Genomic DNA, 23,322 nt, shown 5'->3' on the forward strand with positions numbered 1-23,322 from the left:
TTTCACCTGTTTCCTATAATTGTACATAGAGCTTGTCGTTCTCCACTGTCACTGGATATGTTTTCACACAGCCTCGGTCAGGCGCTTGCACTTTTCCATCTTTTAGACAAATTTTCCAATCATGAAGGGGACAAAAGACAAATTCCCCGCTGACAATACCTTGGGAGAGATCGCCTCCTTTATGTGGGCAACGGTTTTCAAGCGCGTAAATACGGCCATCGGCCAAGCGAAACAGTGTGATCTGGAGATGGCCGACGCGGACGCACTTTCCTAATCGTTCTGGAAGTTGCTTTACCGTACCGATTTCGATTTTTGCCATATTTTTCTCCCCCTTTAACGATGGACTGGAACCTTGATTTGTACATCACAGAACAATGTTTCTTGCATTTCTTTATTTTCCACTATTTCTTTCCATGGATCTTTCGTTGCTGCTAGTGCTTTTTCCAAACGTTCAAGCAATTGACGGCGGGTTTCCAAATCAAAAATCACTTCACGAATATGTTCAAGCCCGACCCGTTCAACCCATTTCGACGTTCGTTCCAAATAGTTGGCAGATTCGCGATAATATTGCAAAAATGCGCCAGTAATTTCGATGACCTCTTCTTCCGTCTGCACCGTACATAACAAATCACCTGCTCGCAAATGGGTTCCGCCGTTTCCGCCGACATAAATTTCCCAGCCGCCTTCCACCCCGACGATTCCGACATCTTTAATGCCTGATTCCGCGCAGTTGCGCGGGCAAGCCGAGACCGCCATTTTCACTTTATGCGGCGTCTTTAAGCGTTCGAATTTCTTTTCTAATTCAATACCTAGCTTCGTTGAGTCTTGCGTTCCGAAACGGCAAAATTGCTTACCGACGCACGTTTTTACCGTCCGCAACGCTTTCGCATACGCGTATCCCGATGGCATGCCTAATTCCGCCCATACTTTTGGCAAGTCTTCTTTTTTCACTCCCAACAAATCAATGCGCTGTCCGCCTGTTAATTTAATCATCGGAACGTTGTATTTTTCCGCGACATCGGCGATTTTCCGTAATTGTTCGGCCGTCGTTACTCCCCCATACATTCGCGGAACAACCGAATACGTCCCATCCGCTTGAATATTCGCGTGCAATCGCTCGTTGACAAACAGGGAGTCGGACTCCTCTTCGTATTCCCCTGGATACAACATGCCTAAATAATAGTTCAAAGCAGGGCGGCATTTCGAACAGCCATCTTCGTTTTTCCAACCAAGAACGGTCATCACTTCTTTGACATATTTCAAGTTTTTTGCTCTAATTTCTGCGATGACCTCATCACGGCTTAATGTCGTACAGCCGCAAATCGTTTCCTTCACCGCGCTTTGATCAAACTCCTCGCCAAGCGTATATTCTAATAGCTCGGCGACAAGGCCTTTGCATCCTCCGCATGAACGGGAAGCGTTCGTATAATCCCTGACTTCTTCGACCGTCTTAAGCCCATGCTCTACAATCGCCCGGCAAATCGTTCCTTTCGTTACCCCGTTACAACCGCAAACGACATCCGTGTCTGCCATCGCGGCAACGACACTTTGATTCGCTGGATTGGACACAGACTGGAACAATGATACGTAAAGCGATTCGGAAATGGGATCATGGTTGCGAATCATTTCAAACAATTTTCGACCTTCGTTTGTATCGCCAAACAACACGGCACCAACGATTTTTTCATCGCGGACCACCACTTTTTTATAAATGCCGCGAAACTCATCATACACTTTCACCGCTGTCGTTTCTTCTCCATCCGTAAACTCCCCGGCGGAAAAGACATCAACTCCTGACACTTTTAATTGCGTGGAAACAACCGATCCCTCATACGCGCGCCCCCTTATGCCGCAAATCGCCTCTGCCAATACTTTTCCTTGCTCGTAAAGCGGAGCGACAAGACCGTAGACAACGCCGCGATGTTCCGCACACTCGCCGACGGCATAAATATGAGGCACGCTCGTTTCTAAATAATCATTCACCACAATCCCTCGGTTCACCGCAATACCGCTTTTCTTTGCCAAATCGATATTAGGACGAATTCCCACCGCCATGACAACTAAATCCGCAGCAATTTCCGTCCCATCTTTAAAGCGCAATCCTTGAACACGGTCATTGCCGAGAATTTCCACCGTCTCTTTTTGTAAAAGAAAATTCATTCCTTGTTTTTCCAACTCCCGCTGCAATAATTTCGCGGCGGTCGGATCGAGCTGCCGTTCCATCAAATGCTCAAAAATATGAATGACATCAACTTCCATCCCCAAGTTCAACAGGCCTCTCGCAGCCTCTAAACCTAGCAATCCACCGCCAATGACTGCCGCTTTTTTATACTTTTTCGCGTATTCCATCATCAACTGGCAGTCTTTCACATCGCGAAACGCCGTTACTCCTTGTTTGTCCGCTCCTGGTATCGGCAGAATGAAAGGTTTAGAGCCTGTGGCGATAATTAATTTGTCATACTCGACCATTCTCCCTTGATCGGTACGGACCAGCCGCTGATCTGTATCAATATCAATCACCGTTTCCCCGACAAAAAGACGGATGCCATTTTTTTCGTACCATTCCCAATCGTTCAGTGTAATATCGTCAATGTATGTATTTCCTTGCAAGACAGTGGACAATAAAATACGGTTGTAATTTGGATAAGGTTCGCTGCCAAAAATCGTGATGTCAAACATATCTTTATCAATTTTTAAAATTTCTTCGATGCAGCGCACCCCTGCCATGCCGTTGCCGATTAGCACCAATTTTTTTCTCTCCATTTGCCGATCCCTCCATAACGTAAGATAGAGAAACAATGTTGCATGCCTAACGACGCAACCATCGTTTTATTGTCAAAATCATCAAGGTCAATATTCCGATTTCGCGTGTTTTAGAAACATGACCGCTTCCCCCTTTCGAACAAATTTGTTTTCATCGTACCATCATGTGATATTTATTTCACTTTATTTGTAAGGAAATATAACATATTTTAACACTGTGAATATAAAGGGTTGCAATATGGTCGAAACCAAGAAATCGTTTCATGAAGCCGCACAACGTCTCCAATCACGATAATCGCAGGATTTTGTATTCTTTCCTTTTGCGCCGTTTTTATGAGATTTTCTAACGTGCTTACTACGGTGCGTTGCTGCTCCGTCGTTCCTTGAAAAATGAACGCGGCAGGAGTGTGAGGAGAGCGGCCATACCGAAGCAATTGTTGTTGAATGTAAGCCAAGCGGCGAATGCCCATATAAACCACTATCGTATCGATATTAGCAATGTGCTCCCACTTTAGCTTCTCTTCGTTTTCCTCACATACATGACCTGCGACAAACGCAATCGTTGATCCGTAACGACGATGGGTAAGAGGGATACCTGCGTACGCCGGGGCAGCAATCCCTGCTGTAATCCCCGGGACAATTTCAAACGCTACTTGGGCTTTGGCAAGCGTTTCCGCTTCTTCAGCCCCCCTTCCATAAATAAAAGGATCTCCTCCTTTTAAACGCGTCACCACCTTCCCTTCTTTTGCATAGCGGACAAGCAGCTGATTAATCGTTTCCTGAGCAACAGAATGATGCCGCGGCTTCTTCCCGCAATAAACGAGCTCTGCCCCTTGTTTCGCATACTGAAGTAGCATCGGATCGACAAGACGGTCATATAAAATGACATCGGCTTCCTGGATGCATCGCACCCCTTTGACCGTAAGCAATTCTGGATCACCCGGTCCAGTTCCAACAAGATACACTTTCCCCATTTTTCTCCCTCCTTCATTTATGTTAAATTATCTCATACAAATAGATAAAATGAATCTATTGTGTTATATAATCTAACATTATTTAAAAAAAATCGGTAAGTTTTCCTTACCGATTAATGATGGTTTAACAATTGTTCGATGATCTGTTTACAGCGCTTGGCTCGTTCTTCCAGCTCTATTTACAAACGATCAACCAGCCAATAACCTGCAATTTAAGTCCCTAGTATGTAATCGCAAAAATCCCAACTTTGTTTCATGCACATCTTCATTCTTGCGGGCGCCATAAATGTTCGTTTAATTTCTTCCTTATTTCGTCTGGAATCGGCTCCTGCCTTTGCGTTTCGAAATTAAAATTGACGTAAACCGATCTTCCTTTCGCGCAAAGCCGCCCGCTTTGATGAATTTCTTCGTAAATAGTTAGACTTGTGTTGCCGATACGCTCGATTCCTGTATAAACGGTCACTTCCTTGCCATAATAAATTTGATTCACATAGTCGACTCCATACGGATAATCACCATTCTCCAATTCTTAAAGGAAAGATCGGGAGTAAACATTTTAAAAATTTCTTCCCTCCCTGCCTCAAACCAGACCGGAATCGTCGTATTGTTAATATGGCCGACGCCGTCCGTTTCGGAAACTCGCGGGACAATGACGGTAGTAAACATTTTCATCCTCCCTCCTTTCTAATAAAGAAAGGTCTGCATTTGATCTGACATTTATGCAAGTTGTCTTCCCCTTCTAAATGCCAGCAATACTGAACATTTATTCCCCTTTTTGCAGGGAGCTGGTCTATGTATCGCTCAAAAGTTTAAGGTGAGGACATTTATCCCCACCCAAATACATCTTCTGATATCAAAAAAATCAAACACATTCTTCTATTTTCTAAAGCTTAAATTGCCGTACAAATTCATTCAGCTCTTCGGCTAGCTTCGCTAGTTGTTCGGAGCTGTTCGCCACTTCTTCCATAGAACTGCTTGTTTGTTCGGCTGCCGCAGAGGTTTGCTCAATACCTGCTGCTGATTGCTCGGAGATCGAGGCTATTTCCTCGATGGAACGGTTCATTTCCCGGCTGTTGGAAGCGATTTCCTTCAAGTTGTTCGCAATCGTTTGAATATGATGAACCATGTCCGTAACAGCTTTGTTGATCGTTTGAAATGTTGCGCCTGTATTTTTAATTTGCTCTGTTCCTTGTTCAACCTCCTGATAGCCGCTCTTTAAAGCATCAACTACATTCTTTGATTCATTTTGGATATTGTCGACAATGCTTGTTATGTCTGAGATTGAGACGGAAACTTGTTCAGCGAGCTTTCTTACTTCATCTGCAACTACTGCAAAGCCTTTTCCGTTTTCGCCTGCTCTTGCCGCTTCAATCGCTGCGTTTAATGCTAGAAGATTCGTTTGGTCCGCAATTCCTTGTATGACTGATACGAGTTTTGTAATTTTTTGCAAATGTTCGTTTAAACCGAGCACTTTATCAACAGATTGTTGGAAAATTTCGTCAATTTTCGACATTTGTTCGGTAGAAGACATCATTAGTTTATTTCCTTTGCCGGCAATTTCAAGCACCTCTCTGGAGACTGATTCAATATGCTCCCCTTTTTCGCTGGCATCTTGAACTTTTTCGACAAATACCTCCATCTTTGCTGCCATGTCGCTCGCGCTGCTTGCTTGCGTTTCAGCGCCTGATGCCAATTCCTGCATGGTGGTTGAAACCTGCTCTGATCCGGCCTTCACTTCATTTGCAGAGTGGGTCATCTCCTCGCTGTGGCTTGTCAGTACTTCAGAAGCATTCGAAATGTTTGTAATCATTTCTTTCAGTTTATTTTGTAGCTGATTTATGGCATGTGCCAGATTTTGTGTTTCATCTTTCGAACGGATTTTTATTTCACCTTGTGTTAAATCTCCATTAGCCAGCAAATGCATGCGCTCAGATACGGCGTGTATTGGTTTGGAAATGCTGTTTGAAAACAGCCATACGATGAAAAATCCAATCACAATCGTTGCGCCAATGACAATCATTAAAAAAACGAGAAGATCTTTAGCCGGCTGATTGAAATCCATTAAATACGTGCCCGCACATACAACCCATCCCCAATGAGGATCAGTTTTTGAATAGGCGACTTTTTTTTCAATTCGATTTTCGTTGTCAGGCAAAGCCCATTCGTAATAAGTTAAACCGCCACCTTCATTTCCGGTTTTAATCATTTTTTGATTGAATTTTACGCCTTTGGAATCTTCGTCATTCCAGCCTTGTCTGCCTTCTATAACTGGATGTGCAATAAGAGTTCCTTTTTGATCGATAATATGCATGTATCCGTTTTCGCCTAAATCAAAATTTTTATTAATTGGCCGTTTGCCGTCAGCATTCTTTTCCCCCAATATCGCAACTTTTACCTGTTCCTGCGCTTCTTCTAAAGACAATGTTCCCTTTTCAACCTCTTTATTTAACGCATCGATTAACTCAATGGTCATTTCGACGCTATTTTTTAATTTCTTTTCCCCCAGCTTGTTTAAACTGGAAGTTGTTTTCTGATAGCTTAACAAGCCTAAAATGACTAACGGAATCGTTAATAATAGAAATGAAATGGTCATTAGCTTCATACGTATCGTGAATTGAAATTTCTTTTTCATGAAAATCATTACTCCTTTGTTAAGCCATAATTTTTTTAAAGACTTAGTTCTTTCCTCTTAGAAAAGCGTTACAAACTCATTTCCATCCATTTTCACTCCCCAAATCCGAAATTGGTTGCTTGACATTTTAATTATCGGTCTCTAAACATACTTTTTTTAGTTAATTAATCATTTATTGTTAAAATTGTATTTTTTTAGCTTTCGCATGAACGTATATGATCAAAAAATATGATCAACCGATAACCCGATATTTAAGCGTTTTTATTAAATATATCGTCCATTTATTGCGGTTCTTTTACGTCAATGAAGCAAAAATAATCTGAAAATAGTCTATATGTTCGATCCGATAAAATTTATTTTTCTAATTCATTTACTATGAATAAGAAGCAATTATTTTTTTGTATTCTCCCTCATCGGCTTCGGCTCGCCTAATAAATATCCTTGAGCGTAATGAACCCCCAATGCTTTAGCCATGTCTAAATCTTCTTTTTTCTCAATTCCTTCTAAAACTAGTTTCATATTGGTACGTTCGCAAAGAAATAAAAGCTTTTTAATAACATCTTGATTTTTGCCCGAATTATATAAATTTTGGCCTAAAGAACGATCGACTTTAATATAATGCGGGTTTAAATCGACAATGGTTTCTAACGATATTTCACCTTTTCCGAAATCATCAACGGCAACTTTATACCCTTCATCTTTTAAAAATTGAATATTTTTTTTCAGCAATTCAATATTTTCGATTTTTTCACTTTCATTTATTTCAAAAACTACTTTTTCGGTCGACTGAAAAAAAAGGTTTATTTTTTTTATAAATTGGGTAAAAGAATGATGAACAATCGTCGATGGAAATACGTTAATAAACAGCTTTTGCTGCCGGTCTCCCATCGATGTTATTGCATTGTGAATGGAGCAAGTATCCAGTTCATATAAAAAATCGCATTCACGGGCGATTTGAAACAAAATTTCCGGATCGGAAAAATATTTGCAGCGAAGCAAAGCTTCGTATCCATATATTTTTGATTCTTTTAATTCATAAATAGGTTGAAAAAAATGACAAAATGATTTGTTATCTATAATTTCTTTTATCCTTCTAATTTCCCATTTAACCAATGGAAGAACCTCCTAGACGTCTATCTATAGACCTATTCCGGATAATGTCTAATGTTATATTTCATATTTTTAGTATATATTTTAATACTTTTAATATCAATAGTCTCTTGGGGGCTTAACTCTCATAGTAGATTGTAAAAAGGAATCACTATTATCCCCAAGGAGTGACGGTTCATGACTAAAATACAGCAAATAATCGGAGAAAGAATCCGAAATTTTCGCAAGCAGAAAGGGTGGAGTCAAGAAGAATTAGCAGATATAGCAAATCTACATGCTACTTATATTGGACAATTAGAAAGAGGCGAAAAAAACGCAACATTGGAAAGCATAAACAAAATCGCAACGGCGCTTGAGGTTTCTTTAGAGGAATTATTTAAATCTATTCAACCAAATTCAAAAAAACCAGATTATACTTTGTCGCAAATTATTACAAAACTTCAGGCAAGGCCGGTTGAAGATCAAAAATTCATACTAAACATGCTTGATCTCCTATTGAACTGGAAAGATAAGTAGCAGTATTCCAAAAAGGGGGAACAATCCCCCTCTTTTTGGAACTTATTTATCATTTTACAGCATGTTAGCAACATGCTTTTCAGCATCTAATACATCCATCTCCCCTGATAAAAGCCGGGGCAGCAAAGCGTTTTGCATTTTTTTGAGCCGGTCATTTTCATTGGCATTTTGTATCAGCATCGCATAATAATTGCTGGTGAAACGTATAAATTTTTTTAAAATATCATCCGGCGGAAGCACAATTTTCATTTTTTTTATCTCATCCGCGCTGACATTCGGCTGTGCAGATCCAGTAGACCGATCTAAAATTTTTTGGCGGAAATCCGGCAATTTAGTTATGGCATAGACAAATGGCAATGTGTTCATCTCGTGCACGCTAGAATAAAATTTGCCGACACGTTGATTTAATAATGCGGGTTCTTCAAAATAGTAAATGCCGCATTTCCCGATTTCAGCGCCTGTTAGCCCAATGAGCAGATCTCCTTGTGTAATTTTGAAACGATCTAATCGATGGAATAAAGATGGATCTACATATGCTGCATCTTCTTTGTTGATGAAAGGCGGGACAATATTTTTTATTTTTATTACTGGTATGCCTTCACATTTCCATTCCTTGCTTTTAAAAGCATATCCATTTTGTAATTCTATAACTTCACCTAATGTTCCTGCCTTCCATCCTTTCGGAATCATTCCCAATTCAGAAAGTTCGAACCCTCTATCTTTAAAAGGCCCAAACTCTATGAACCAGTATTTGTAAAGTGTCATGATCGTTTCATCGATCGTTTTATTTATCTTGATATTCAGTTCAATTTTATCATCAATTGTTCCTAATATGTCCGCAATCTTCTCTTGCGTCCGCATGTCCGGCAGCAATACGAGCGCATTTTTAATAGAATCCATGCTGACAGCCGGATACGCAGCTCCCTGTTCCTGAGAAACTAAATAATCTGTAAAAGATTGATTGGAAATAAGGTAATACACATACCTCGGATGAATATGCTCCGTAGGCCGAAGAACCGCAAAACCGGTCGATACAACTTGATTTTCTTTCGGATTTTTTAAAAACAAAAAGGATCTTCGATTCGGACGGACGGTCGAAAGAATTGTATCGCCTGCTCGAACCAGCCTTTTTGCTCTGCTGGGCGCTTCATGAATCAAATATTGCGATGTCTCCCTCAGTTCGCCTGTTCCAACAGACGAAATATCGATGTAATCGATCATTTGAAAGGGAAATTGTTTCGTTAATGATTCAGGATTTATTTGAACAATCTCACCAAGCCGAACTTTCTTCCAGCTCGCCACATAAATTCCTCCACATGCATTAATTTTGAAACTTTATGGGGCAGTCTAATAAGTCGATTTTCCGGCTTATAGACGCCCCTTTAATGTTTTAGAAACGTTGATCCGTTGATATATCAATGCTTATGATGTTTCGTTTTCAGTGGATTTTGACTTTCTGGACAGCCCCATGACAATTCCGAAGCAACAATCAGATCGCTTCCCCAATTTTTCTAGTTATAGCTCGTTCAGAACATAATCCTCCTGTTTTGATCCATATTGATTAGCTTTTCATTTCCAATCAAAGCGGATAAAAAAAACTGCACTATTTTAATTTTTCTTCTGCTTCCGGCATGATGATAGATGTAAAAATTCTTTTTTTTCGGTTAGGAGCAGGCTGGTTTTCCATTAGCTTTTTCATCGCCCGGTTGATAGTTTGAGCAAATTGAAAAAACTCTTCGTCGCTTGCATAAAAGCGAACCTGCCGAAATCCCACCCCATCTTTTAGGAGATCGATTTGTTCTTGTCGTAAATATCTCTCATAATCCGCTAAAATATTGGCGATAAATCTCATAAATATGTTCAAATGTTCATCTCTGCTTATATGCTGCAAATCGCTGTCTTCGAGCCCAATCGTTTCATCCGGCAAGGCATAAACTTTTTCTATTGTTCCCCTTATCTTTCTTTTCTCAACGATTTCAATCAGCTTTGCTTCTTCAAGTTTTTTTAAATGTCTGTACAAGGATGCTTGCGGAACTTCCGGCAGAAACTCCATTATTTCCTGCACAGTCAAGCGTTTTCCGATCAATGTTTGAATGATCCGAATCCGTACCGGATGCAAGATTAAAGCAGCTTTTGATTCAATCATGAAAACACCTCATTGTACCGTTTGTTCAACCAATTTTTCAAATGGTCGCAAAGCTCTTCGTGAAGCGGTTGATCCGCATTTTTGATATAATTTTTTTTCATTTTCAACATATTAATCTCATCTTCTTGTTTTTTCAATAAATGATCCATATTTTGAATCATATAATATTCCAACTCCCCTTTCACTATAGCGGGGAGGCGGTTGAGCTTTTCCGGATCAGCTTGAACGTCCTTGTCACCGGTAATGGCCAAAACAGGGCATTCTATTTTTTTCAAATCTTCGAGCACATCGTATTGCAAATGCTCCCGAAACCATTTAGCATTTATTTTTTGAAAACCAACTTTGATCACATCTTGATCAGATTGCATGATTTTTTCAAAAAGGGCATTCGACTTTTTTTCGTTTTTTTGCTCGATGTTAAACATGCGGATCATTTTTCCTTTTAAACCTGTTACATTGTTTAAAGCTTCATACACAAGCTTTCTCTGTCTCGTTAAAGCTTCTTCCAGCCTCTCCCCTGCCCCTGAGAGAAGAATGAGCCCATCCATTTTCTCCAAGGTGTTTAAAGCAACTGCCAATGTTGTTCCTTCACTGTGCCCCAAGGCAATGATCCGATTTTCATCAACAAGCGGATGTTGTTTTAAAAATTGTACAGCGCTAGCTGCATCCCGGACGAAATCCCACATTCCTGCAGATAAATAATCGCCGCCGCTTTCACCAACTCCCCTTTTATCATATCGCAACACGATAAATCCTAAAGAAGTAAGAAATGATGCCAATTGCTTATATATATTCAACTGGAATTTTCCTTTTGCATCATTGCCGTCGCGATTCAACGGACCAGAACCGGAAAGAATGAGAATAGCCGGCTTTTTTTGGCTGTTCTGTAACACGGATAACGTTCCTTTTAACTCATATCCGCAGCTTTGAAAGCTGATAAATTGTTCAATCATGTTAATTTCTCCTTTATTTATGTTATTATTATCATTATCGATAATAATAACAAATAAGTCAAGAAAATTCTGATGATTGTTTTTTGCATATAAATGTTATCAGAATTGTGCCTTCAGCCCACAGCATATTGAAAGCAGCCGGCATCTGCGAACTGTTTTTTTGAGAAAAATCGTAAACATACAAAAGCCCTTAGAGAAAAACAGCTCTTTTTCTCTAAGGGATTTATTTTAGAGACTAACGGACAGCACCGATGCAAATGTTCTATCATTCTACAACGGCTTTCCTATCAAAATCTTAATTTGGGAGCACTGCGTCGCTGACCATTTCCCATTCGTGAATCTCATACCCTCTAGCGCCAGTCACAACATATGGATCTTCTTTCGCAAGCTTTTCGGCCTCTTCAAAAGAGCCGGCGCGATAAATCACCATACCGCCTGTGCCGTCGGTAAATCTGCCTTTTGCAAATATTTTTCCTTCTTTTCCTTTCTGCTCTAAATAATTCAAGTGATCATTCCGAAACGCTTTGCTTTTTTCTTCATCTTTCATCGGCAATAATACGACAAAATATTTCATCTCAACCACTCTTTCTATTAGATTCATCGCTTACCATTTTACTTGAAGCTGTCAGTCTTGAAAAGCTTCATGTCTTAAGTTCCTAATGTCAATCAAATATTTCTTGCTGCATGCGAATGTGCTCTATTGCGCAATCTTCTTTGATGGAGCAGTTTGATCAATGGAGGTACTGCGATGCATACTAACACAATGCGCAGTACTTGAACGACCACAACAAATGTTGAATCTTCATGAAGTACAGCGGCTGTTGTAGCCATCTCCGTAATACCGCCCGGCGCAAATGCAAGAACTGCTGTGACAAAGGTTATTCCAGTCAGCTTTGAAACAATAAAAGCGCAAATAAACAAGGAAAGAATTAAACCAATCGTGCTGAATAAAGCAACCGCCATTGTTTTCCCTAGCCCTGTAAACATCTTTTTATGAAATTTCGAGCCGATGCTTGAAGCGATAAAAACTTGTGACATTATGATCAATATGTTCGGCCACCATGGAGTCAAGTTGTGGCCTGCAAATGATGAGCCGGCTGCTTGAATGCAAGCAGCACCAAGCATTCCGCCAACGAGCCAAGGTGCAGGGAACTTCAGCCGCTTTCCAATGTAATACCCTCCCAATGCCCCTAGTGCCAATACTGCCGTCCACATCATTTCGCCCATATCCAAACTAGGAAAAAAGAGCGCTGATTGGTTGTTCGAAACTTCAAGCTTCTCAGAATGGACCGCAAATGAAGAAACAAGAAACGGGATCACAAGCACCACTAAAAATACCCGCATCGTTTGTATAATGCTGACGACGCCAATGTTCCCCCCGACTTCTTCTGCTATGCCGGGTATAACTGACAAGCCTCCGGGCACCGTTCCAAATAAACTAGTCAATAAATCTGTATGACTGAACTTCCACAAGACGAGGCCAGACAGCAACGAGAAAAAAACGGACAAGAACAGCATTGTCATAATCGACATCCAATGGTCTGCAAAAATATCTATAACCGTCAAATTGATTTTTTGACCTAATTCAATCGCCAAAATAAATTGCCCGGCGTTCATCCAAAATCGGGGTAAAACATACTTGTCATCGGACGATGTTGAATTGGTATGGCTCCAAAATGAAAAAGCCCCTGCCATCACCAATGTTCCGAGCATCCAGCCGATGGAAAGGCCAGTTTGAGATAAAATCAATCCACCAATGCTGCTAACGATGATAAACGCAATGTTGCGGAAAATACCTTTCGTTCGCATCATGACAAATCCTTCTTTCTAAAACAAAATCTCTTGCGGCATTAGCTATCGTTACAAACATATTGTATACTTTTTTTAGATATAAATAAAATATCAATAATCTATGCATGATTATAAAAATTATTGATGGAAAAAAGAGAGGTGATGACGATGGATGATCGAGACTGGCTTATTTTGAAAGTTCTCTACAACGAAAAAAACATTACAAAGGCTGCAAAAGCGTTATATATTTCCCAACCGGCTTTAACAAACCGGCTTCAGCAAATTGAAAAGGAATTCGGTGTACAGATTGTTCATCGAGGAAGGCGGGGAGTTGAATTTACCCCGCAAGGAGAATATTTAGCGAAATGTGCGAATCAAATGCTGCTGAAAATACAAAAAATAAAAGAAAATGTTGTGAACATGGAGAACCGAGTAACCGGCACATTAAGATTAGGGGTTTCCAATTACTTTACAGATTATAAACTCCCCGGTCTTTTAAAGCTTTTTAAAAACGAGTATCCCGACATTGAATTTAAGGTCCTGACAGGCTCGAGCAGCGAGATAGCCCATTTGATCCACAGCCACGAAGTCCATGTCGCTTTCGTAAAAGGAGCTTACAGCTGGAACGATCAAAAACGATTACTATTTGAGGAATCCATTTGTATTGCTTCTAAAGACAAAATAGATCTCCGGGAGCTTCCAAATTTGCCGAGAATTGATTACCGGATGGATCCCTTGCTAAAAACGGCAGTGGACAATTGGTGGTTTGAGAATTACTCCCAACCACCATTGATCAGCATCGAAGTCGATAAAGCAGATACGTGCAAAAAAATGGTGTTGAACGGATTAGGTTACGCTATTTTGCCAAGCTTGATTTTAGATGATGCCGACGATATTTATAAAATCGATCTGAAATCGAAAAATGGGAAGCCCATTTTAAGAAAAACTTGGATGTTTTATCACAAGGAATCGATCCAACTGAAATTTGTGAAAGCGTTTGTCGAGTTTATGGAAAAGCTCGATTTTCAAAAAATTCCATAAAATGCTATGACACTCGTATAACCTTTTTCCTTACATATGTTGCTTGGAAAAAGGTTTTTCAAAATTTCCGCAAACGTAATTACGTTTGAAACCGTTCATAATGAATAATAGATTCCTTCCGAACCATTTCTTTTGCGGGCGGTTCCTTTTCAGGATAACCTAAACCTAATATTGCAACTACGCGGCGGTCTGATGGAATGTTTAAGGCTGTCCGGACAAAGTCTTCCCGTTTTTTTGATTCTGCTTGATCCTGTGAGTGATATATCGCACCAAAAGCAGCCCCTAAACCTAATTCAGTTGCAGTCAGCCATATAAAACCGCATGCGATCGAGGCGTCCTGCAGCCAATATTTGCTCACTTCCGGGCAGCCTGTAACGGCTATGGCCGCTTTCGCCTCTTTCAACCAAGAAACAAAAGGCGTGGCGTTTGCCAATTCATCAAGCTTTTCACGATTTGTTATAAGTATAAACTCCCTGGAAGGCAGATTGTTCCCAGAAGGGGCTAAATAAGCTGCTTCTAAAATTTGCTCCAACCGTTCATTTGGTATAGGCTGATCTAGAAACTTTGTCATTTCACGTCTTTTCTGTATAGCTTCAAAAACGTTCATGCACCTTCATCCTTCTTTCTATTTTTTCGCCTATTTTGATTTCGTATGAATGTACCTTTTCATAAACGATTTTTTCCCTCTCCTGTTCAATACATGATATGGAATCATTATATCGATTCATATGGATCCACAAAAGAATCATTTTAGCCAAAACTTAGGAAGTTTCATTCCGAAAAATTAAAATATAGGAATGGACGAACAGCGTTATTATTTAGATGCTGCTGTCTATAATGGCAGCTTTATGATACCGACAGAGCCATTCACTTTACTTTTTAATTATTTCACAGTTTGAAGTTAATTTTTTTTATTTATAAATAAAAATCCTAGTTTTGACACTAAATACAAGATAAAAAGAATTACTAAAGTTCTAGCAATTACATAACCATCAACAGCCAGCTTATATGCTTCAGGCACTAGTGAATTGGGTTCAATTAACAAATAAATTGAAATTATCAAAACAATAGAAATAAGTATATACCCTAAAGCTGAAACAGATTCTTTTGACATACATGTTTCTCCTTTTTACCCAATAATAACATTTTTTTGTTGGTACTGGAACATTAGAGATTTCTAAACAATGATAATTAAAATAATTGGAACAATACGCTAAAGCTGGATTGAAAGTGAAATCGGATAATTAGCAGCTAGTATTCACCCGTTATTATCCAATAGAGTATAAATGAAAATATTTAACGACAAGCTGGAAAGCTTCTTGAGTCGTAATCCATCGCTGCCTAAGATAACGATACACACGCTTCATCGTTTTTTGAAGCCGGATTGAATATTAAAAAGATGCAGAAATAGTGACAGTAAAACTATCTATGCTCATATCACGAGATTAGAAAAGATCATCCTGCTCATTTCTAGATTTTTAAAAATGCACAACATAAAAAAACTTTCCCAAAAATCGCGGGAAAGAGTTTGGAAACGTCATGATTATTTGCCAAGCAAAAATGATACACAAATTCATTTTCAGTTAACCATTAACTGTTCGTTCAAAAATCCCTTATTGTTTGGCAGGTCGGGATGTTGTTAAAAAGGATATTTTCGATATTCTTTTTGAATCGAAATCCATTTTGTCATCGTAAAATCTTCTACTACCCAAGGATTTCCGAATCTACCCATTCCGCTCGACTTTGTTCCGCCAAACGGAATTGTCGGGCTGTCGTTGACTGTTTGATCATTAATATGAGTCATTCCGCTTTCAATTTGAAGTCCTAATTGTTCCCCTTCACTTAAATCCTCTGTAAAAATAGCAGAGCTTAAACCATATTCTGTATTATTCGCCATTTCAATTGCGTGATCGTCTGATTCCGCTTTAATGATCGTAGCAATTGGTGAAAATAACTCAGTTTGGGCCAGTTTACTGTTGTTATCAACATCCACAAATACAGTCGGAGTTAAAATATTTCCGATTCGCTGCCCTTCCAATGCAATTTTCGCTCCTTCTTTTTTTGCTTCATTTATAATATTTAAAGCTTTTTCAATTTGTGTTTCGTTTATAAGCGGTCCAATAATTGTTTTCGGGTCAGACGGGTCTCCGTAAGGCAACGATTTGGCTTTTTCCACAAATTTTTGTACAAATTCATCATATTTATTTTTATGGACAATAATTCTGTTTACAATCATACAAATTTGACCTTGATGTATAAACTTTCCAAAAATAGCTGCATCAACAGCACGGTCTACATTTGCATCTGCCAGAACAATGAACGGGTTATTTCCGCCTAGTTCAAGGGCAACCCTTTTCAGCATGCTGCCGGCAATTTTTCCGATATGCTTGCCAACTGGCGTTGAACCAGTAAAGCTAATAAGCTGTGAATGCGGAGAAGTGAGCATGTCATCGCCAATTTCATCAATATCCGTTAAAATACATTGAAAAACACCTTTTGCCAGTCCTGCATATTCAAATGCCCTCGCAATGATTGATCCTCCTGTCAAAGCTGTTTGAATATCAGGTTTATGAACGACACTGTTTCCAAGTGCAATAGCAGGAGCAATTGTCCGAATGGATAAATTCATCGGAAAATTAAAAGGCGAGATGGATGTTATAACTCCTAAAGGAAGACGATAAACACGATTCACTTTCCCCTTTATATCGGCTTCAATTTCCCTCACTTCATCTAATTTCTTGGCCATTTTCACAGCTTCTTCCACAAGCCCTACCGTCAAGTCAAGTTCAACGTTAGCCTTTATGAAGCTTCCGCCTGTTTCACGGGAAATCACTTTTATGATTTCGTCGCGATTTTTTTTGAAAAATTCCGCTGCTTTCCGCAGCACTTCTTCTCGCTCACAAGAAGACGTTTTTCCCCATTCTTTTTGAGCTTCTTTTGCGTTTAAAAAAGCTTGTTCAAGTTGCTGTGAGGTCGCTAGCCGAATCGTTTGAATGACAGTTCCATCATAAGGATTCAAATTTTCATATGTTCTCTTACTTAATCCCTCGACCCATTCACCATTAATATAACTTTTGTTCAATTCCTCAAAGCGCTCCATATAACTTACCCCTTTTTTAATTCATTTATTTGTGGGTAGTTTTTTACAGTTCGAACAAAATTATTCTTGCTAAAGGTCGGAAAGCAAATGACAGATGATCTGTAAATTGGTTCCAAAACATAAAAAAGAGCCAGACATAAGCTGGCTCTCATCTGCCTATTAACAAATATAAAAGATGTATGCACTCTTGCCGTATCAGCATTAAAAAAAGCTAATCCGGCAATACAGCTATTTTCCCCATCTATACCCTACTCCCCAAACAGTGCGAAGGAATTGATCGATCGGAAAACCGGCTTGTCTCAGTTTTTCGCGGATATTTTTTACATGAGAGTCGATGGTGCGCTCCTCAGTTTCAGCATCGTATCCCCATAAGGATAAAATGATTTCTTCCCTGCTGAACGCTCTGTTCGGGTGCTTTAAAAGCAGCCCTAAAATATCGAATTCTTTCGGCGTTAATAATATGTCTTCGTTTTGAAAATGGACTTTATGTTCTTCTTGATCCCACACCAATCCTTGAACATCAATAATTGAACGCTTTCCTGCGGAACGACGCAGCACCGCTTCGATGCGAGCAAGCAGTTCAGCTTCGTCAAACGGTTTTGTTATATAGTCGTCCGCACCGAGTTTGAGGCCTTTAACAATGTCGAATGTTTGGTCTCTTGCTGTTACCATTATAATAGGAACGTTTGAAAATTCTCTTATTTTCCGGCAGGTTTCCCAGCCATCCATTTCCGCCATCATAATATCGAGCAGGACAAGTTCAGCTTTGTTGTTTTCTAAATATCGGATGGCTGATAGTCCTGATTCGCACTTGACGCAATGATATCCTTGAGGGGAAAGATAAAGCTCCAGCAAGTCCAACATTTTTCTTTCATCATCAACGAGCAAAATCGTGTACATCCTTATACCTCCGGCAGCGTGATAACAACGTTTGTTCGTTTTCCGTATTCACTGGCGGCGTAAACCGTTCCTCCGTGCGCTTCGACGATCTCCTTAACAATGGCCAATCCGAGACCAGTACCGCCGCTTGTTCTTGATCTTGATTTATCCACTCGGTAAAATCGTTCAAAAATATGATGCAAATCTTCCTCTGGAATTCCGATTCCATCGTCTGAAACAATGATCACTATGCTGTTTTTCTCCGCTCTTGCTTCAATCGATACAACTGAGCCTTCATCGGAATATTTTAAAGCATTGTCCAACAAATTGATCATCACCTGCTCAAATCGCTTTTGGTCAATTTGGACGGTAATGTTTTTTTCACATTTATAGATAAGTGACATGTTTTTCTCATGAAACGCAGGTAGCATTTTGTCATGTAATTTCTTTAAGAAATCACACAGGTTGGCCGGTTCCTTATGGATTTGAAATGAATGTTGATCCATCTTTGCTAATTCAAACAGTTCCTTTACAAGCTTTTGCATATTCTCCGCTTCTTCATAAATAATGGACAAATAGCGGTTCCTCTCCTCTTCTTTTAGATTCGGCCTTCTTGCGATATCTGCATACCCTTTTACATATGTAAGAGGGGTTCGGAGCTCATGAGAAATGCTGGCAAGAAATTCTTTTCTTTCTTTTTTTAAATATTCCAAATCTCTCGCCAATGTTTGAATCGCTTCCCCCAGCTCCGCCAATTCGTCCTCCCCTTTCACTTGCAAGCGAACAGAAAAATCGCCTTTGCTCAATTTTTCGGTTGCCTGTTTCATACGAATAAGGGGATTTGTTATCACTTTTGATAAAAAAGCGATCGTCAAAATGGTTAAAAATACCGAAAGAAATCCAACCAAAACGAAATGATGCTTTAACTTATAGATCATTTTTTGAATAGCATCGGTATTTTGAAACATATAGACATACCCTTTGATCTTGCCGTCAATACGTATCGGGCTTACTGTCGCTATATGCGACTCTTTTTGCCAATTTCTTTGCACGATTATTCCGTCATGCGGAATCGTTCTGTCCATTGTATTTACAATTTTTTTGGCAAAAGGCAATATGTCATCGGAATAATACAATATATTGCCTTTCTCATTTGTAATCACTACATCCGTCACCGCTTCCGATTCCATCATCGTCACATGCTCCAGCGTGGAATGGTCAAAGTTTTTTTCCAGCACATCGCGATGGTTATTCCCTCTCGCCAATAGATGCTCAAACTCCTCCTCAATTCTTGAATTGACCAAAGTTATGTACAATGAGACAAATAAAATGATTTCGACTCCCAAAACAAACACGAAAAATAGCAGCCCTAATTTAAACGAAATTTTTTTCACTTTTTGTCCCTTCCTTATCAGCCAACTAGCTTTCTCTTCAAAAAGGAAAGCTCTTCGCCGCCTTTAACCGAACGTTCTGTTCTCATTTTTTCATTATATCATTTTCATCCAACGCTTATCTGTCCTCCCCCGTCCGAACTTTAAAACAGCGAGCGGATGCCAAATGCGGGCACACCTTTTTGGCGAGTAAATAATTTTCGCATAAAAAAATTTACAGGATCAAAAATGGACCGTCTCCATCATTTTTGCACATTTTTTTGTTAAAACAGATGCAAAGAAAATGTTAGGAGGAGGAATTAGAATGAAAAAAAATAGTAAGCTGCTGATTTTTCTTACCGTTTTAACAGCTTTCATGCTCTTTTCTGCATCATGTTCCAACGGAAGCAGCAACGGCCATACAGGAGAACATACGGAAGACATGAATCATGAAAAAATGGACCACGAAAATATGAATGATCATGCCAATCATAACGGAAAAGACAGTCAGAGCACAAAAAATCAAGACTTTTCCAAAGCGCCCGCACAATTTAATCCTAATGCTGAAGAAAGCTTAATTGTTCAAAACACGAAAAATATAACGAGAATTCCTGTTGCCGATCCAATTCGTGCATCCATTTACGTATCCCAAACCATTTGGCCTGCCACACATAAAGAAAATCAACCCGGAGCCGTTATTCTGTCGCCTGTTGGTCAATGGCAAACAACATTAGCCGGAGCTGACTTAATCCATCATCCAAATAACGGCCCGATCTTACTGATTCATCAAGATCACATTCCCGATAAAGTGTTGAGTGAAATCAAACGGTTAAATCCGACTGGGAACCGGAACGGCACTCAAATTGTTGTGTTAGGAGATGTTTCAAACAATGTCATCAACCAGTTGTCAGGTTATAAAATAGAACAGAGTCAGTCAAGACTTTGTGGGAATTTTTTTGGTTCGCTGAAAATAGATGTAAGTCATAGGTTAGCGAACCATTTTTTTGAATTTCATCCGTAAGCGCTTTCGGACTCTCATCCCTTGCCATGACAGACCGATATGTATACCTTTTTTTACCATCCCTTGAGTTCAGACAGGGCATGATAGATCGGAGTCCCGGACGATTGCTGTAAATATGGCTTGTTTCCGCGTTACCTCTGGAAGAAGACGGCGGATGCGTTGTTTCGCCTTGTTCACGATCGTCTGTTTGGTAGATGCCGTTTCCTCCGCCGGATGCGACGATTCTTCTCCTAAACGACGTCCGAAAAGACGAATCCCATCCATCCGGGCAATCATTGCCTTGAAAAACGCCCCGAGTCCCTTGTCTGTCCAACTGCGGCGGTATTTCACCCGATACGCCAGCTGGCTCATCACGCTTTCAGCCCTCCCCATCGGATACATGCCCGTTGTGTCCACTCCTTGCTCCTTCAGCCATTCCCGGTAATCACGGATGCATCCCGGCATCGATTCGATCCGGTGGATCAAGGCAGCCAGCTGTTGTTCTTTCGCTTCGTCCCCCAGCGTGCCGAGGGCGCTGTTCAGTTCCACAAGCAGCTTCTCTTCATCCTGCTTCGCCAGCTTTTGCCGAATCGCCTGCCACCGTGGATGGCCCGAGAGGCATTGGCGCAACTCACGCGCCACGTGGAATCGATCCAATTGGAAGCAGACCCGTCCTTTGAAATACTCCCGGCACGCGGTAATCCATGGAGCGCCGTCCCCGTTGATGACAAGAAGATCCCGACACGGATCATAGGCATATTCGTTCATCAAAAATTCCTCGAAGCCTTCCCACACCTCCCTCTTGCCCTCATGGACGTAATGGCGCTGATTCACGAATTCGATCCGTGAGCCGTTGCGCTTCCACCCTTCGTGAACGGTCAGGATTTTGTCTTCCTTGGCCCGTTTTCCCTTCCCTTGGCGAGAGACAAACAGTCCATCGGCCTCCACAAACAGCACCCGTCCATATCGCTGGTCAACCGGGCAGTGCAGCGGAACTTCAGCCTCGAGCACCAACTGGCGGATCGCCTCATGGCTCATCACCGGATACCCGACCATCTGGGCAAGCGTATGAGCCGCTTTGCGATAGGAAGAGCACTCCACAGCCAATCCCACCGCTGTTTCTTCTAGACAAGGGCTGATTGACTGTGATCCATCAAACGCTAAAAAGGAGTCAAGCAAAAACGTGTAACGGTTTTGTTCTCGGTCTAAATAGTAGTTTCGCTCAAAGGTAACTTCGCCAAACAGGGTTTGAATCGTGGTGCGTCGTTTGTCTTTCAAGTGGTACCGGCGCTTGTCCCGGGTTTCCGCCAATTGTCGGTCGATGTCCTCCAACAGAGCCGTAAACAGCTCAGCGAAGGCGTTTTGCAGGGCTCGAAACAAATCAAGTTCGATCTCTTTCCATGTCAACGAATTTGTGGTAAGATGTTGTTGAATATTCATGGGACTCTCTCCTCCTGTTTGTGGTGTGGTCAATGAACATCTTACCAGGGAGAGAGTCCTTTTTTCATGTTTCCTGCTTGGGATCCTACCGCGCTTTGCTTGGTGGCCCCGATGAGGGGGATTGCGAACCTACGTTCCCAACCCCCTCATCGGGGAATTCTAAGAATTTCTCCCACAAACATTTTACTCACACAATAGAACAGATCAAAGGAAAAAATCCCGCAGAATTCGCAAGAAATGTCGATCAAGCTTATGCAGAAGTATCCGAAGGCTATCCAGAAAGCGTGATCATCGTTTCTTCAGAGGATCAACATAAACTATATTCCATACCAGCCGTTAATTGGATTTCCCATATGCCTGAGCCTATACTGTTTGCTGCTGAACACGAGCTTCCTAAAGAAACGAAAGATGCGCTTAAGAAACGGAACAAGAAAGCAAACATTTATATTTTAGGACCAGAGAAGGTTATTTCTAAAGATGTAGAAAATCAATTGAAAGAATACGGGACTGTTCATCGAATAGCTGGAAATGACCCTGTAACCACTTCGATTGAATTTGCCAAATTTAAAGATAAAGACACTCAATTCGGATGGGGTATAACGGAACCGGGCCATGGTGTTTCTTTTATTTCAACAGATTCACCAGAGCTTGCTTTAGCTGCCGCTCCGTTTTCACATCTCGGCAAACATGCACCGATGATTTGGTTAAACAAAGGACAGCTTCAACAAGAAACATATGATTTCTTGGCAAGCATCAAGCCAACCTTTCAAGATGACCCGACAACAGGTCCTTACAATCATGGTTTTATCATCGGAGATCAAAAACAAATTTCCTTTCAAACACAAGGAATTCTAGATGACAAGCTTGAAATTGCTCAGGAAGACGGACACGGGCATGGAGGGCATTAAGGAAAACCGGGCGTGAAAATTGAACGCCCGGTTTTCCTTAACTTTTTAAAGTAAATAAACAGCTTCATATGGTAAGTGTGAAAGGTCGCTTCCATTTAGCTTCCTGCTGTTTGAGGAGTTTTATATACTTTCTGCCCCCGAGGACAAAGTCAATTTTTTTCATTTTCCAAAATAACAAAAAGTGCAAAACCAAGAATCGTACAAGACACATCATCTGTTGTTAATTGTATATTTCCCTATTTATAAAAAATTGAGTATTCTTCACGATGAATAAACTGGCGTTTTCAATTAACTAAAAATGTTTGAAAATGGCGGATTAACAAGAGATAAATTTGTGTAAATAATGATTGGAAAAAGAGAACAATAAATCCAACAACACTCATCGCTGTTGGGCCGAAAAGGAAGCTCCCAATCATTTCTATTCGTTTTTATCCCGGAACAGGCCATCGCCATGCATATTATGGAAGGTTTTCTGCCGATTGAATGGGCTTTATTTTGGTGGGGGGTTACTTTACCTTCTTTAATTATAGGCTTACTCTCTATTAAAAAGAAGCTTCAGGAGCATCCTGAATTCAAAATGATGCTAGGTTTATCTGGAGCATTTGCATTTGTGCTGTCAGCATTAAAAATATAATACTTGCTCTATATGAATTTATTTTTTCAATATGCCTTTTACTGTATAATCCGTTCTTTTACATT

At 40.4% G+C, this 23,322-nt stretch carries 19 protein-coding genes and 3 pseudogenes; 5 read left to right on the forward strand and 17 right to left on the reverse strand.

The window, feature by feature from the left end; all coding sequences use genetic code 11:
* Window positions 1–13: 13 nt before the first annotated feature.
* The 6 genes and pseudogenes from nirD to NSU19_RS10215 all read right to left on the reverse strand — a co-directional run bounded on the left by nirD (window position 14) and on the right by NSU19_RS10215 (window position 7,482).
* Window positions 14–319: a nitrite reductase small subunit NirD gene (nirD, locus tag NSU19_RS10190; RefSeq protein WP_061579248.1), complete on the reverse strand. Its 306-nt coding sequence runs from the start codon at window positions 317–319 to the stop codon at window positions 14–16.
* A gap of 14 nt (window positions 320–333) precedes the next feature.
* The gene (gene nirB / locus NSU19_RS10195) at window positions 334–2,763 is read right to left on the reverse strand and encodes a nitrite reductase large subunit NirB (RefSeq protein WP_339196297.1); all 2,430 of its coding nucleotides are present in this window, start codon (window positions 2,761–2,763) and stop codon (window positions 334–336) included.
* A gap of 209 nt (window positions 2,764–2,972) precedes the next feature.
* Entirely contained in the window at window positions 2,973–3,737 is a 765-nt protein-coding gene (cobA, locus tag NSU19_RS10200; protein WP_339196300.1) for a uroporphyrinogen-III C-methyltransferase, read from the reverse strand.
* Window positions 3,738–4,002: 265 nt separating this feature from the next.
* Window positions 4,003–4,403: pseudogene (locus NSU19_RS10205) on the reverse strand (thioesterase family protein).
* A gap of 217 nt (window positions 4,404–4,620) precedes the next feature.
* Complete coding sequence (locus tag NSU19_RS10210; protein ID WP_339196302.1) at window positions 4,621–6,369, reverse strand: methyl-accepting chemotaxis protein; 1,749 nt, start codon at window positions 6,367–6,369, stop codon at window positions 4,621–4,623.
* Window positions 6,370–6,759: 390 nt separating this feature from the next.
* Window positions 6,760–7,482, reverse strand: a complete 723-nt coding sequence (locus NSU19_RS10215) for an EAL domain-containing protein (protein WP_339196304.1) — start codon at window positions 7,480–7,482, stop codon at window positions 6,760–6,762.
* 174 nt (window positions 7,483–7,656) lie between these two features.
* Between NSU19_RS10215 and NSU19_RS10220 the strand changes: the two genes are divergently transcribed.
* On the forward strand, window positions 7,657–7,995 hold the full coding sequence (locus NSU19_RS10220; RefSeq protein WP_063387802.1) for a helix-turn-helix transcriptional regulator: 339 nt from the start codon (window positions 7,657–7,659) through the stop codon (window positions 7,993–7,995).
* A 54-nt stretch (window positions 7,996–8,049) separates the two neighbouring features.
* Here NSU19_RS10220 and NSU19_RS10225 read toward each other — a convergent pair whose 3' ends face one another.
* The 5 genes from NSU19_RS10225 to NSU19_RS10245 all read right to left on the reverse strand — a co-directional run bounded on the left by NSU19_RS10225 (window position 8,050) and on the right by NSU19_RS10245 (window position 12,906).
* Window positions 8,050–9,297, reverse strand: coding sequence for a restriction endonuclease subunit S (locus NSU19_RS10225; protein ID WP_339196307.1), 1,248 nt, complete (start codon window positions 9,295–9,297; stop codon window positions 8,050–8,052).
* Window positions 9,298–9,598: 301 nt separating this feature from the next.
* Window positions 9,599–10,141, reverse strand: a complete 543-nt coding sequence (locus NSU19_RS10230) for a helix-turn-helix domain-containing protein (RefSeq protein ID WP_339196309.1) — start codon at window positions 10,139–10,141, stop codon at window positions 9,599–9,601.
* Window positions 10,138–11,094, reverse strand: coding sequence for an alpha/beta hydrolase (locus tag NSU19_RS10235; RefSeq protein ID WP_339196311.1), 957 nt, complete (start codon window positions 11,092–11,094; stop codon window positions 10,138–10,140). The genes NSU19_RS10230 and NSU19_RS10235 overlap by 4 nt, the downstream gene beginning before the upstream one ends.
* Window positions 11,095–11,389: 295 nt before the next feature.
* Window positions 11,390–11,668, reverse strand: a complete 279-nt coding sequence (locus NSU19_RS10240) for a YciI family protein (RefSeq protein ID WP_066251612.1) — start codon at window positions 11,666–11,668, stop codon at window positions 11,390–11,392.
* Window positions 11,669–11,760: 92 nt separating this feature from the next.
* The gene (locus tag NSU19_RS10245) at window positions 11,761–12,906 is read right to left on the reverse strand and encodes an AbrB family transcriptional regulator (RefSeq protein WP_339196313.1); all 1,146 of its coding nucleotides are present in this window, start codon (window positions 12,904–12,906) and stop codon (window positions 11,761–11,763) included.
* A gap of 147 nt (window positions 12,907–13,053) precedes the next feature.
* Here NSU19_RS10245 and NSU19_RS10250 point away from each other — a divergent pair, with 147 nt between their 5' ends.
* Window positions 13,054–13,926 carry a LysR family transcriptional regulator gene (locus NSU19_RS10250; RefSeq protein ID WP_339196316.1) on the forward strand — a complete coding sequence of 291 codons (873 nt, stop codon included), beginning with the start codon at window positions 13,054–13,056 and terminating at the stop codon, window positions 13,924–13,926.
* A 79-nt stretch (window positions 13,927–14,005) separates the two neighbouring features.
* Here NSU19_RS10250 and NSU19_RS10255 read toward each other — a convergent pair whose 3' ends face one another.
* From NSU19_RS10255 to NSU19_RS10275, 5 genes are all read right to left on the reverse strand, one after another.
* On the reverse strand, window positions 14,006–14,533 hold the full coding sequence (locus NSU19_RS10255) for a nitroreductase family protein (protein WP_066251605.1): 528 nt from the start codon (window positions 14,531–14,533) through the stop codon (window positions 14,006–14,008).
* 294 nt (window positions 14,534–14,827) lie between these two features.
* Window positions 14,828–15,040, reverse strand: a complete 213-nt coding sequence (locus tag NSU19_RS10260; RefSeq protein ID WP_066251603.1) for a hypothetical protein — start codon at window positions 15,038–15,040, stop codon at window positions 14,828–14,830.
* Window positions 15,041–15,565: 525 nt separating this feature from the next.
* Window positions 15,566–17,026 (reverse strand): aldehyde dehydrogenase family protein, encoded by a 1,461-nt coding sequence (locus NSU19_RS10265; protein ID WP_339196319.1) that lies wholly within the window; start codon window positions 17,024–17,026, stop codon window positions 15,566–15,568.
* Window positions 17,027–17,254: 228 nt separating this feature from the next.
* Window positions 17,255–17,926: a response regulator transcription factor gene (locus tag NSU19_RS10270; protein ID WP_339196321.1), complete on the reverse strand. Its 672-nt coding sequence runs from the start codon at window positions 17,924–17,926 to the stop codon at window positions 17,255–17,257.
* Between the two features lie 2 nt (window positions 17,927–17,928).
* Window positions 17,929–19,299: an ATP-binding protein gene (locus NSU19_RS10275; RefSeq protein ID WP_339196323.1), complete on the reverse strand. Its 1,371-nt coding sequence runs from the start codon at window positions 19,297–19,299 to the stop codon at window positions 17,929–17,931.
* Window positions 19,300–19,600: 301 nt separating this feature from the next.
* Here NSU19_RS10275 and NSU19_RS10280 point away from each other — a divergent pair, with 301 nt between their 5' ends.
* Window positions 19,601–20,296 (forward strand): hypothetical protein, encoded by a 696-nt coding sequence (locus NSU19_RS10280; protein ID WP_339196326.1) that lies wholly within the window; start codon window positions 19,601–19,603, stop codon window positions 20,294–20,296.
* Window positions 20,297–20,349: 53 nt separating this feature from the next.
* Here the strand turns inward: NSU19_RS10280 and NSU19_RS10285 are convergent.
* A pseudogene (locus NSU19_RS10285) lies at window positions 20,350–21,715 on the reverse strand (ISLre2-like element ISGsp4 family transposase).
* 353 nt (window positions 21,716–22,068) lie between these two features.
* On the opposite strand from NSU19_RS10285, the gene NSU19_RS10290 reads away from it, so the two are divergent.
* Window positions 22,069–22,623: an ArsR family transcriptional regulator gene (locus NSU19_RS10290; RefSeq protein WP_339196329.1), complete on the forward strand. Its 555-nt coding sequence runs from the start codon at window positions 22,069–22,071 to the stop codon at window positions 22,621–22,623.
* Window positions 22,624–23,074: 451 nt separating this feature from the next.
* Window positions 23,075–23,254 (forward strand): annotated as a pseudogene (locus tag NSU19_RS10295) (energy-coupling factor ABC transporter permease); the annotation flags it as partial.
* Window positions 23,255–23,322 lie beyond the last annotated feature (68 nt).

The sequence above is a fragment of the Aeribacillus sp. FSL k6-2211 genome (genome assembly GCF_037966125.1).
Classification (GTDB): Bacteria; Bacillota; Bacilli; order Bacillales; family Aeribacillaceae; genus Aeribacillus; species Aeribacillus composti.

Coding starts and splice junctions, on each gene's coding strand:
- NSU19_RS10265 (WP_339196319.1), bottom strand. CDS start 17,026: ATGGAGCGCTTTGAGGAATTGAACAAAAGTTATATTAATGGTGAATGG.
- NSU19_RS10270 (WP_339196321.1), bottom strand. CDS start 17,926: ATGTACACGATTTTGCTCGTTGATGATGAAAGAAAAATGTTGGACTTG.
- nirD (WP_061579248.1), bottom strand. CDS start 319: ATGGCAAAAATCGAAATCGGTACGGTAAAGCAACTTCCAGAACGATTA.
- NSU19_RS10245 (WP_339196313.1), bottom strand. CDS start 12,906: ATGATGCGAACGAAAGGTATTTTCCGCAACATTGCGTTTATCATCGTT.
- NSU19_RS10260 (WP_066251603.1), bottom strand. CDS start 15,040: ATGTCAAAAGAATCTGTTTCAGCTTTAGGGTATATACTTATTTCTATT.
- NSU19_RS10290 (WP_339196329.1), top strand. CDS start 22,069: ATGCCTGAGCCTATACTGTTTGCTGCTGAACACGAGCTTCCTAAAGAA.
- NSU19_RS10250 (WP_339196316.1), top strand. CDS start 13,054: ATGGATGATCGAGACTGGCTTATTTTGAAAGTTCTCTACAACGAAAAA.
- NSU19_RS10255 (WP_066251605.1), bottom strand. CDS start 14,533: ATGAACGTTTTTGAAGCTATACAGAAAAGACGTGAAATGACAAAGTTT.
- NSU19_RS10220 (WP_063387802.1), top strand. CDS start 7,657: ATGACTAAAATACAGCAAATAATCGGAGAAAGAATCCGAAATTTTCGC.
- NSU19_RS10235 (WP_339196311.1), bottom strand. CDS start 11,094: ATGATTGAACAATTTATCAGCTTTCAAAGCTGCGGATATGAGTTAAAA.
- nirB (WP_339196297.1), bottom strand. CDS start 2,763: ATGGAGAGAAAAAAATTGGTGCTAATCGGCAACGGCATGGCAGGGGTG.
- NSU19_RS10210 (WP_339196302.1), bottom strand. CDS start 6,369: ATGAAAAAGAAATTTCAATTCACGATACGTATGAAGCTAATGACCATT.
- cobA (WP_339196300.1), bottom strand. CDS start 3,737: ATGGGGAAAGTGTATCTTGTTGGAACTGGACCGGGTGATCCAGAATTG.
- NSU19_RS10230 (WP_339196309.1), bottom strand. CDS start 10,141: ATGATTGAATCAAAAGCTGCTTTAATCTTGCATCCGGTACGGATTCGG.
- NSU19_RS10280 (WP_339196326.1), top strand. CDS start 19,601: ATGAAAAAAAATAGTAAGCTGCTGATTTTTCTTACCGTTTTAACAGCT.
- NSU19_RS10240 (WP_066251612.1), bottom strand. CDS start 11,668: ATGAAATATTTTGTCGTATTATTGCCGATGAAAGATGAAGAAAAAAGC.